The sequence below is a fragment of the Mycobacterium sp. E1747 genome (assembly GCF_001667775.1).
In the GTDB taxonomy this organism is placed as follows: Bacteria; Actinomycetota; Actinomycetes; order Mycobacteriales; family Mycobacteriaceae; genus Mycobacterium.
On the sequence record NZ_LZJI01000203.1, the window covers coordinates 205979 to 215789 of the forward strand.

Here is a 9811-nt window from a genome sequence, read left to right on the forward strand (position 1 = left end):
GTCGCAGCGGCATTCGATCCGTCTAGACCGGGTCGAATTTGGTGATCAGCCACTGCCCGTTGACTTTGGTCAAACTCACCAGCACGCTGCTGGACGCCATCGCGGGGTCCGGGTTGTCCTTGCTGGTGGTGCTCTGGTCGACCAGCACCAGCACGACCGCCGAGTCCGGACGTAACTCCGAGACCGCGGCGCCTATCACCCGGGCGCTGGTCTTCAGCGACTTCTGTTTGGCCGCCGGAGCGACGATCTGGTCGGTGAACTGGTTGTAGTACGACAGGAAATCCCCGGATAGGTGCGACTTCGCGGCGGCGAAGTCTTTGTCGAGCGTATCGGGCGAGTAGGACAGCAAGGCGACCGTTCCGTCGGAGGCCGCACTTACGACCGCGCTCGCGACGCCGGCGTCGGTTTGTTTGTCGGGCCGGTACTCCTTGAGGTACAACCAGGTCGCCACGCCACCGGAAATCAGCAGTAGCGAAATCAGGATGACGGGAACGGCTTTCACTCTCCGCCGCGTGCGCGATTCGCTGCGCCCGCCGGCTTCGGTGCGCTTGGCGGACTCGTTCGCGGCATCGCTGTCGCGGTCGTCCTCGCTCATGGAACGAACTCCAGTTTGGACATCTTGTATTGCCCGCCGTCGTCAGTGACGGTCACCTTGAGCCGCCAATTGCGTGGTTCGTCTTTGGCGCCCGCGGCGTTGCTGATCCGCGACGACGCCGCCACGAGCACCAGCGCGGAATTCCCGTCGATCGATTGGACGGCCGCCGCGTTCACGCTTCCCGTGGTGACCACCTTGGACTGCTCGACGACGGTGGTGAAATCTTTTGCGCGCTGGGTGAAGTCGTCCCTGAACTGGCCGGTCGAGCTGTCGATCACCCGCTGGACGTCCTCCTTGGCCCGATTGAAGTCCATCGAAAACATGTTGACGACACCCTGTTTGGCCCCCGCGATGAAGTTGGCGGTGCGCTGGTTGCGTTCGGCGGTTTCATGACGTTCCCACGTCATGTATCCGCTGGCCGCGACGAAGCCGCAGATGAGCACGATGACGACGGCCTTCCATGTCACGGACCACGATGGCAACCGCACGCGCCGCGAGCGGGTCGGCAGGGCTACCGGCGCAACGTCTTCCGGGTTTTCGGCGGCTCCTTCTTCCGCGGTCTCCGCTTCGTCGGCTGCTTCGACGGTGTCGGTGGCGTCGTCCTTGGTCTCCGGCTCATCGGCGCCGGTCGTGTCCCCGTCGGCGTCCGGCGCCTCTTCCGCGGTCTCCGCCTTCGCCGCGGGCTCTGCCGCCTGGGCCTGCGACTCACGCCGGAGTCGGGCGGCCCGGGCGCGGGCGCGCGCGGCAGCGGCAAGCGCCTCGGCCTCGGCCGCTTCGGCCTCGGCCTCCTCGAGCAACGCCTGCATGTCGGCTTTCGACGCGGCCGAATCTTGCGGTTTCTTCGCCTCAGCCATCCTGCTCGCTGCCTGCCCGCCGCCTGATCGACCGACTCGCTATGTGCCTCACGCGGCTACCATCGCACGAGCGAGAACGGCCAACTGTTGGTGCCCCCCGGTCCGCCGCCGCAGCCGGTGTCGAATGTCGAGTCGACCTGACCCGCCAGCGTCACCGCGTCCCAGGAGTACACGTCGTGCGAGGGAAAGAACTGGACCACGCAGCGCACACCGTCGGGGACATCGACGGCCATGGTGTAGCGGCCGTTGACCAGGTGGGCGTTCGCGTTCCAGAACGCCGCTTGCCCGTTGGGTTGCGCAATCGCCTGGATGGTCAGGCATTCCGGTCCTTGGTCATAACGGCACGGTCGGATCGCCCAAATCCAGCTGTGGCCGGGGTCGCGTGGCGTGTCCAGCCGGTAGTTGCCGATCTGGAAGTCCGCGTGCGCCCTCGGCTGGAGGGTCAGCGTGGCCATGGCGAGCGCAAGGCTCAGCGCGAAAATCTTCACCGATGCGTCTCCCATCTGTGCGCGCGGTTGCTGCAAATATAAGGCGCGGTCACGCTGAACACGGCGGCGTTGACCAGAACAGTGACCGGCCCCAGCTTGGCGCGGATCGCCGTGAAGGCCGCGTCCATCGGTGACGTCGGCGGTGAACGAATGGCAGCCGTCGGACGGTCGCAGGTCGATGGTGGCGACGTCCAGACCGTCGGCGCGCAGGCGCTGGACGACCGCAAGCCCGATGCCGGATCCGCCGCCGGTGACCACCGCAGTCTTCACGTTGAGACCCCTAATTCATAGGTGACCGTCTCAGCAATAAAGAATGTCGCTTGCAATTATGAGAGCGATACTCTCACGCCAGCGGCGGAGGCAACAAACCTCCCGACTGTGTTCTGCCTGTGTGGAGGCCACCTCCGGGCGACGACAAGTCAATGTGCCGCAGGTCAGGGGCCTGGTCGCATTCCTGAGAGTTTCTTGAATTATCGGGGCACGAATGTAAGATTCGCCGGAGAAGAGAATGAAATTATCGCGACCGTCACTACACCGGGGGGTCCGAATGCCTGCCCAGGACACGACAGAACCCACCGTGACCATCGCGGATGCCGCGCCTGAGTCACACGCCGACCGTCAGCTCCTGATCGGTGGCCGGTTGGCCACGGCCGGCAACACCTTCCCGTCCAGGAATCCCGCCGCCGGCGCCGCCATCGGCCGGGCCCCGGACGCCGGCATCGCGGAGGCCGAGGGGGCTCCGGCGTGAGGCCACTCGAGGGCATCCGCGTCCTGGAAGTCGCGATGTACGGCTTCGTCCCGTCGGCGGGCGCCGTGCTCGCCGAGTGGGGCGCAGACGTCGTCAAGGTCGAGCACGCGGTGACCGGCGACCCGCAACGCGGCCTGCGGCAGACCGGAATGTTGCGCGTGGAAGGGGATCCCAACCCCAATATCGAACACGCGAACCGCGGCAAACGCAGCATCGGACTGGACATGTCGGTGCCCGAGGGCAAGGACGTGCTCTACGAGCTGGCCCGCCGAGCCGACGTTTTCCTCACCAGCTTCCTTCCCGCTCACCGGAAAAAGTTCGGCATCGACGTCGTCGACATCCGTACGGTCAACCCGAAAATCGTCTACGCACGGGGAAGCGCGCTCGGTCCGCGGGGCGCCGAGGCGCAGAAGGGCGGCTACGACATGACCGCGTTCTGGTGCCGGGCCGGAACCGCCGCGACCATCACCCCGGCGGGGATGCCGGGGATGATCGCGCCGCCAGGACCGGCCTACGGCGACACCATCTCCGGAACCAACCTTGCCGGGGGCATCGCGGCGGCGCTGCTCAAGCGCGAACGCACCGGTGAATCATCGGTTGTCGATGTGTCGCTGCTCGGCAGCGGTCTGTGGTCGATGGGGCACACGGTGGCGCTGACGAACCATCTGGGTCAGCGGCTCGAGGCCCCGCCACCGGGCGTGCACGGCGCCCCGAACAATCCGTTGGTGGGGCTGTACACGACCTCGGATGGCCGGTACATCTCCTTCGTGATGATGCAGCCCACCAAGTTCTGGGCGGATGTGTGTCGACACGTCGATCTTCCGGAGCTGGCCGACGACCCGCGCTTCGCGACCGTCGAACAGATCGCCGCCAACGCCGCCGAGGCGGTTGAGCTCTTGACCGAGGCCATCGCGACCCGCACGCTGGACGAGTGGAGCGAACGGTTCGCCACGCTGGCGGGCCCCTGGGCGCCGGTGCAGGACACGCTGCAGGCAGCCGGGGACGCGCAAATCCGGGCCAACGAATACCTGGTCCGCGCGGGCAAGCTGGAATTGGTAGCCAATCCGGTTCAGTTCGATGTGGCGGCGCCGCGGAGCGGTCCCGCGCCCGGATTCGCCGAGCAGACTGACGAAATACTGCTGGAACTCGGCCTCGATTGGGATCGCATCATCGAGCTCAAGACGGCCGGCGCCGTCACCTAAAGACTGGAGCGGCTTGTCTATGTTGGCATTACAGCCCGCCGTTGTTGCCGCGAGCCGCTCGCGGCGCGCTGAGCTTGCGGTTACGGGTTGTTCCATAACGGTTAGGCGTTTTTTGCTCCACCCGGACTCGGCATGAGTCATAATCGCCGAACGCTTGAAGGCACGCAGCACTCTGTCTTGCGGCGTCAACTCACGCGACTGAACGGAGGCACCGGCGTGAGGATTCGAAACGCCACCCCGCCGACCGAATTTCGGCTGTACAGTGGGCGTTTCGTGTTCGACGCCATCCCGATGGGATCATCGGTTCAGCTGAATCTACCGCAGCCGGTGCGCGATAACAAGACTGTCAGTCTCGTAGCGTTGGAAGGGGCTGGCGCCGATGGCAACTAAGGGCGCCGACCACTGGTCAGCGGGATTGCCGCAGCTGAAACTCAAGTGGGACATGTCGGGGGCGATGCAGGCCGTCGGAGCCCTGTTCGCCATGTCGGCCGACGCCGTCAAGTTTCTGTTCCGCCGGCCCTTCCAGTGGCGGGAGTTCTTGGAGCAATCCTGGTTTGTCGCGCGGGTTTCGTTGGCTCCCACGCTGTTGGTCGCGATCCCTTTCACCGTCCTCGTCAGCTTCACGCTCAACATCCTGCTGCGCGAACTGGGCGCGGCGGATCTGTCCGGAGCGGGTGCCGCGTTCGGCGCGGTCACGCAGCTCGGCCCGCTGGTCACGGTTCTGATCGTGGCGGGCGCGGGCGCCACGGCAATGTGTGCGGACCTGGGCGCGCGAACAATTCGTGAAGAGATCGACGCGATGGAGGTGTTGGGCATCAACCCGGTGCAACGGCTGGTCACACCACGCATGTTGGCTTCCGGTCTGGTCGCGTTCTTGCTCAACAGCCTTGTCGTCATCATCGGCGTACTTGGCGGCTACGTCTTTTCGGTATTTGTCCAAGACGTCAATCCCGGCGCGTTCGCCGCGGGTATCACCTTGCTCACCGGCGTGCCCGAGGTGATCATTTCGTGCGTCAAGGCAGCGCTTTTCGGCCTCATCGCAGGCTTGGTCGCCTGCTATCGCGGCCTGTCTATCACCGGCGGCGGCGCCAAGGCCGTCGGCAACGCGGTGAACGAAACCGTGGTCTACGCCTTCATGTCCCTCTTTGTCGTCAACGTGGTCGTCACCGCGATCGGCATCAAGATGACGGCGAAGTAGGGGTCGTCAATGACGCTGAGGGCAACATATCCGCGGCTGATCCGCCAACTCGAGAGGCCGGTCGACCTGATGGGCCGGATCGGCGATCACACCGTGTTCTACGGCAAAGCGCTCGCCGGAATGCCCTTCGCGGCAACCCGGTACACGCGCGAAGTCGTTCGACTCGTCGCCGAGATCAGCATGGGCGCAGGCACTTTGGCGATGATCGGCGGAACCGTTGTGATCGTCGGGTTCCTGACGCTGGCCGCCGGCGGCACACTGGCGATTCAGGGCTATACCTCGCTGGGCAATATCGGCATCGAGGCGTTGACGGGCTTTCTCGCCGCGTTTATCAATGTGCGCATCGCGGCACCGGTGGTGGCCGGGATCGGTCTGGCGGCGACCTTCGGCGCCGGGGTGACCGCCCAGCTGGGGGCCATGCGGATCAACGAGGAAGTTGATGCGTTGGAGAGCATGGCAATTCGGCCGGTTGCCTACTTGGTCAGCACCAGGATTCTGGCGGGAATGCTGGCGATCACGCCGTTGTACAGCATCGCCGTGATCTTGTCGTTCGTGGCCAGTCAGTTCACGACCACGTTCTTGCTCGGGCAGTCACAGGGTTTGTATCAGCACTACTTCAACACCTTCCTGAACCCGATCGACCTGTTGTGGTCGTTCCTGCAGGCGATTTTGATGGCGCTCACCATCCTGCTGATCCACACCTATTACGGTTATTTCGCTTCGGGGGGCCCTGCCGGCGTGGGCAACGCGACCGGTAACGCGGTGCGCACTTCGCTCATCGTCGTGGTGTCGGTAACGCTGTTGGTTTCGCTGTCTATTTACGGTACGAACGGCAACTTCAACCTGTCCGGATAGCGTCAGGAGGTGGTACGGCAGTGACGCAGAGTGTGCCAGCGGGTCGCGGCGCCGTCGCCGGCCGACCTGCGCGCACCGGCCACGCGCGGCCGCCGGCCGGGCGGAATTACCTGCCGCCCCTGCTCGGCCTGGCCACGGTCGGAATCATTGCGTTGATTTTCGCCGTGGCGGTCGGTCTGTTTCAGGGCTCCTTCACCGAAACCGTGCCGGTGACCGTGATCTCGCAACGCGCCGGCCTGGTCATGAACCCCGACGCCAAGGTCAAGATGCGCGGGGTGCAAGTCGGTAAGGTCGCCTCGGTCGAGTCGCTGCCCAACGGCGAGGCCGCCATTCACTTGGCGATGGACCCGTCGCAATTGCGCTTCATCCCCAGCAACGTGCTCGTCGACATCGCATCGTCGACGGTATTCGGAGCGAAGTCCGTCCAGCTGGTGGAACCCGCCCAGCCGGCGGCCCAGCGCCTGCACGGCGGCCAGACGCTGCAAGGCCAGCACGTCATGGTCGAAATCAATACCGTGTTCCAGCAACTGGTTTCGGTTCTGGCGCAGATCGACCCGCCCAAGCTCAACGAGTCACTGGGTGCGCTCGCGCAAGCATTCAGTGGGCGGGGCCCGCAGCTTGGCCAGTCGCTGAACGACCTGGATTCCTTCCTGGCCAAACTGGAGCCGAGCCTGCCCGCGTTCAGGCACGACCTCTCGGTCTTGCCGGTGGTGGCCAACGCCTATGCCGACGCGGCACCGAATTTGGTGAAGACCGCGGCCAACGCGACCCGGATCAGCAAGACTCTCGTCGACGAACAGCGCAACCTGGATGCCTTGCTGATCAGCGCGATCGGTTTGGCCGACATCGGCAATGACGTCTTGTCGACCAACCGCCAACCGCTGACAAGTGTGATGCATCTGCTGGTGCCGACCACCGATCTGACCAACGAGTATCACGAGGCGCTCACTTGTGGTCTTGGCGGCCTGGTGACCATTGCCCACAGCCCCCCGTTGTCGGAACCGAGCATCAACATCTCGGCGAGCCTGACGTGGGGCGGCGAACGTTACCGATATCCGACCAACCTGCCCAAAGTTGCGGCGACGGGTGGGCCGAAGTGCCTGGGCCTACCGGCGATTCCATTCAACTCGGCTCCGCCGCAATTCATCACAGATATCGGCGCCAACCCGGTCGGTTACGGAAACCCGCAGCTGCTGATCAACTCCGATCTTCTCAAGCAGCTGTTGTATGGGCCCATCGCCGGCCCGCCCCGCAACTCCGCCCAGGTGGGGATGCCCGGATGAGAACCCGTGCCACGCTGATCAAGTTCACGGTCTTCGCGGTCGTGATGGCGATGCTGACCGCGTTTCTGTTCTTCATCTTCGGCGAGTACCGAACGGGTGCGACAACCGGCTATACGGCCGTATTCTCCGACGTTTCGCGTCTCAAGCCCGGGCAGTCGGTGCGGGTCGCCGGCATCCGGGTCGGCACCGTCAACAGCGTTTCGCTGCAGCCGGACAAGAAAGTGGTGGTGGGATTCGACGCCGACCGCAGCGTAGTGCTCACCGAGGGCACCCGCGCGGCGGTCCGCTACCTCAACCTGGTGGGGGATCGCTACCTCGAACTCGTCGACGGTCCGGGCTCGCCCAAGCGTCTGCCGGCCGGCGGTCAGATTCCCGTCAATCGCACGGCGCCGGCACTCGACCTCGATCTGCTGCTCGGCGGGCTGAAGCCCGTCACCCAGGGCCTGAACGCGCGCGATGTCAACGCACTCACCTCAGCATTGTTGCAGATCTTCCAGGGCCAGGGCGGGACCCTCGAGTCGCTATTCGCGAAGACGACGTCGTTTTCGAATGCCTTGGCGGACAACGATCAAACCGTGCAGCAGTTGATTGACAACCTCAACATCGTGATCGGGACGATCTCCAAGGACGGTACCAAGTTCTCGGGGGCGATCGATCGCCTCGAGGGGCTTGTCAGCGGGTTGTCGGACGACCGCAACACCATCGGCTCCGCCATCGACGCCCTCGACAGGGGAACCGCCTCGCTGGCGGATCTGCTGAGCAGCTCGCGCCCGTCGTTGTCCGGCACCATCGATCAGTTGAGCCGGTTGGCGCCGATCCTCGACGCCGACAGGGATCGCCTCGACGCCGCGATCGGCAAGGCGCCGAAGAACTACCGCAAGCTGGTGCGGCTCGGCGTGAACGGCGCCACCATCCCGTATTACCTCTGCGAGATAGAGCTCCGGGGCACGGATCTGCAGGGCAGGACGGTGAAAGCCCCCTGGTTTAGGTCAGACGCTGGAAGGTGCACGGAACCCTGATGCTCAAGTATCGCGGAGCTGGGCTCGTCAAAGCGGGACTCATCGGCGTCGTACTGGCGGTGATGGTCATCCTCGTGGGTTTGTCGCCCGACCGATTCATCTCGTGGGCGACGATGGTCAGGTACCAGGCGCTGTTCACCGAAGCCGGTGGTCTCGCGACGGGCAACCCCGTGATCGTCTCCGGCGTGAAGGTCGGCACGGTGTCGGATGTGCAGCTTCGCCGCGGCGACGCTCTGGTGACGTTCGCGATGAAGGGCAACGTTCTGCTCGGGTCGGAGACCTCTGCGCACATCCGCACCGGCACGCTATTGGGTGAGCGGATGCTGGCGCTGGAGTCGGCCGGCAGCGGCACGATGCATCCGATGGCTCTTATCCCCGTCTCGCGCACGTCTTCGCCTTATTCGCTGACCGAAGCGGTCAGCGATCTGACGACCGACACCGCAGGAACGAACACCGCGGCGTTGAACCAGTCGTTGGACACGCTCTCGGTGACGCTCGACCAGATCGCGCCCCAGATGGGCCCGGCCTTCGATGCGCTCACCCGGTTGTCCCGCACCCTCAACAGCCGCAATAAGAGCCTGGGCGAATTGTTCAAGAGCGCCGGCGACGTTTCCGGGATCCTTTCCGAACGCAGCCAGCAGGTCAACAAGCTCATCCTCAACTCCGACACTCTGCTCCAGGTGCTGGTGGCGCGCCGGCAGGAGATCGTGGACCTGCTGGCAAACACGTCCGCAGTGGCCAAGCAGCTGACGGGGCTGGTGCACGACAATGAAAGCAAGCTGGCGCCGACGCTGGAGAAGCTGAATTCGGTGGCCGCGATGCTGGAAAAGAACCGCGACAACATCAGCAAAGCGCTGCCGGGTCTCGCGAAATTCGAGATCACGGTGGGTGAGGCGATCTCCAGCATGTACGCGTATTCCGCATTCGTCCCGAACTTCCTTGTCCCGCAGATCTTCCAACCGTTCTTCGACTATCTCTGGGGATTCCGCACCTTCGACCCGGCACGCGGACCTGGCTTCCCCTCGCCGGTTCCACGGGCGCTGATTCCGTGGCCCTACAACGGCATTCCGGTGTGCCCTGGCTGCACATCGGGTGGCAGAATCGGAGGGTCGCAATGATCGCGCGGGCGCCCCGCAAGAGGCTGGTGGCGCTGGCGGCGGTTGTGTTGGTCGTCGTCATCGCTGCCGGCGCCGCGGTGCTGATCCGCAATACGTTCTTCGGGCCGAGGACGATCACCGCCTACTTCACCACCGCCACCGCGATCTATCCCAATGACGAGGTGCGGGTGTCCGGCGTCAAAGTCGGCAACATCAAATCCATTCAGCCGCAGGGCACACAGGCCAAGATGACTCTGAAGATCGACCGGGACGTGCCCATTCCGGCGGACGCCAAAGCGATTATCGTCGCCTCGAATCTGGTTTCCGCTCGCTACGTGCAACTCTCGCCGGCGTATCGAGACAGTGGGCCGCTCATGCGCGATGGGGCGGTTATACCGGTCGATCGGACCGTGGTGCCGGTCGAGTGGGACGAGGTCAAGACCCAATTGATGCGGCTGGCAACGGATTTAGG

Annotated in this window: 11 protein-coding genes and 1 pseudogene; 8 read left to right on the forward strand and 4 right to left on the reverse strand. The window is 64.5% G+C overall.

The features are described 5' to 3' along the window. Positions 1–22 precede the first annotated feature (22 nt). The 4 genes and pseudogenes from A5695_RS21790 to A5695_RS27970 form a co-directional block, all read right to left on the reverse strand. Positions 23–595 carry a hypothetical protein gene (locus tag A5695_RS21790; RefSeq protein WP_068087032.1) on the reverse strand — a complete coding sequence of 191 codons (573 nt, stop codon included), beginning with the start codon at positions 593–595 and terminating at the stop codon, positions 23–25. After that, positions 592–1449 carry a hypothetical protein gene (locus A5695_RS21795; protein ID WP_068087034.1) on the reverse strand — a complete coding sequence of 286 codons (858 nt, stop codon included), beginning with the start codon at positions 1447–1449 and terminating at the stop codon, positions 592–594. The genes A5695_RS21790 and A5695_RS21795 overlap by 4 nt, the downstream gene beginning before the upstream one ends. Before the next feature lie 56 nt (positions 1450–1505). Then, the gene (locus A5695_RS21800; protein WP_082946242.1) at positions 1506–1952 is read right to left on the reverse strand and encodes a hypothetical protein; all 447 of its coding nucleotides are present in this window, start codon (positions 1950–1952) and stop codon (positions 1506–1508) included. 47 nt (positions 1953–1999) lie between these two features. Further along, positions 2000–2207, reverse strand: a pseudogene (locus A5695_RS27970) (SDR family NAD(P)-dependent oxidoreductase); the annotation flags it as partial. Positions 2208–2484: 277 nt separating this feature from the next. Here A5695_RS27970 and A5695_RS21805 point away from each other — a divergent pair. From A5695_RS21805 to A5695_RS21840, 8 genes are all read left to right on the forward strand, one after another. Beyond that, positions 2485–2685, forward strand: coding sequence for a hypothetical protein (locus tag A5695_RS21805; RefSeq protein ID WP_068087036.1), 201 nt, complete (start codon positions 2485–2487; stop codon positions 2683–2685). After that, entirely contained in the window at positions 2682–3887 is a 1206-nt protein-coding gene (locus tag A5695_RS21810; RefSeq protein ID WP_068087041.1) for a CaiB/BaiF CoA-transferase family protein, read from the forward strand. The genes A5695_RS21805 and A5695_RS21810 overlap by 4 nt, the downstream gene beginning before the upstream one ends. Positions 3888–4266: 379 nt before the next feature. Next, entirely contained in the window at positions 4267–5085 is an 819-nt protein-coding gene (locus A5695_RS21815; RefSeq protein WP_068087044.1) for an ABC transporter permease, read from the forward strand. Positions 5086–5094: 9 nt separating this feature from the next. Next, complete coding sequence (locus tag A5695_RS21820) at positions 5095–5940, forward strand: ABC transporter permease (protein ID WP_068087047.1); 846 nt, start codon at positions 5095–5097, stop codon at positions 5938–5940. 20 nt (positions 5941–5960) lie between these two features. Then, positions 5961–7223, forward strand: coding sequence for an MCE family protein (locus tag A5695_RS21825; RefSeq protein WP_068087050.1), 1263 nt, complete (start codon positions 5961–5963; stop codon positions 7221–7223). Next, complete coding sequence (locus A5695_RS21830) at positions 7220–8242, forward strand: MCE family protein (RefSeq protein WP_068087053.1); 1023 nt, start codon at positions 7220–7222, stop codon at positions 8240–8242. Before A5695_RS21825 ends, A5695_RS21830 begins: the two co-directional genes overlap by 4 nt. Continuing rightward, positions 8242–9360, forward strand: a complete 1119-nt coding sequence (locus A5695_RS21835; protein ID WP_068087113.1) for an MCE family protein — start codon at positions 8242–8244, stop codon at positions 9358–9360. Before A5695_RS21830 ends, A5695_RS21835 begins: the two co-directional genes overlap by 1 nt. Further along, positions 9357–9811: MlaD family protein (locus A5695_RS21840; protein WP_156749791.1), on the forward strand; the 455-nt coding region annotated here is incomplete at its 3' end. The genes A5695_RS21835 and A5695_RS21840, both read left to right, overlap by 4 nt.

What these genes read in the sequence shown, in the direction of transcription:
- A5695_RS21805 (WP_068087036.1), top strand. Translation starts at nt 2,485, where the DNA reads ATGCCTGCCCAGGACACGACAGAACCCACCGTGACCATCGCGGATGCC.
- A5695_RS21815 (WP_068087044.1), top strand. Translation starts at nt 4,267, where the DNA reads ATGGCAACTAAGGGCGCCGACCACTGGTCAGCGGGATTGCCGCAGCTG.
- A5695_RS21795 (WP_068087034.1), bottom strand. Translation starts at nt 1,449, where the DNA reads ATGGCTGAGGCGAAGAAACCGCAAGATTCGGCCGCGTCGAAAGCCGAC.
- A5695_RS21835 (WP_068087113.1), top strand. Translation starts at nt 8,242, where the DNA reads ATGCTCAAGTATCGCGGAGCTGGGCTCGTCAAAGCGGGACTCATCGGC.
- A5695_RS21790 (WP_068087032.1), bottom strand. Translation starts at nt 595, where the DNA reads ATGAGCGAGGACGACCGCGACAGCGATGCCGCGAACGAGTCCGCCAAG.
- A5695_RS21830 (WP_068087053.1), top strand. Translation starts at nt 7,220, where the DNA reads ATGAGAACCCGTGCCACGCTGATCAAGTTCACGGTCTTCGCGGTCGTG.
- A5695_RS21800 (WP_082946242.1), bottom strand. Translation starts at nt 1,952, where the DNA reads ATGGGAGACGCATCGGTGAAGATTTTCGCGCTGAGCCTTGCGCTCGCC.
- A5695_RS21820 (WP_068087047.1), top strand. Translation starts at nt 5,095, where the DNA reads ATGACGCTGAGGGCAACATATCCGCGGCTGATCCGCCAACTCGAGAGG.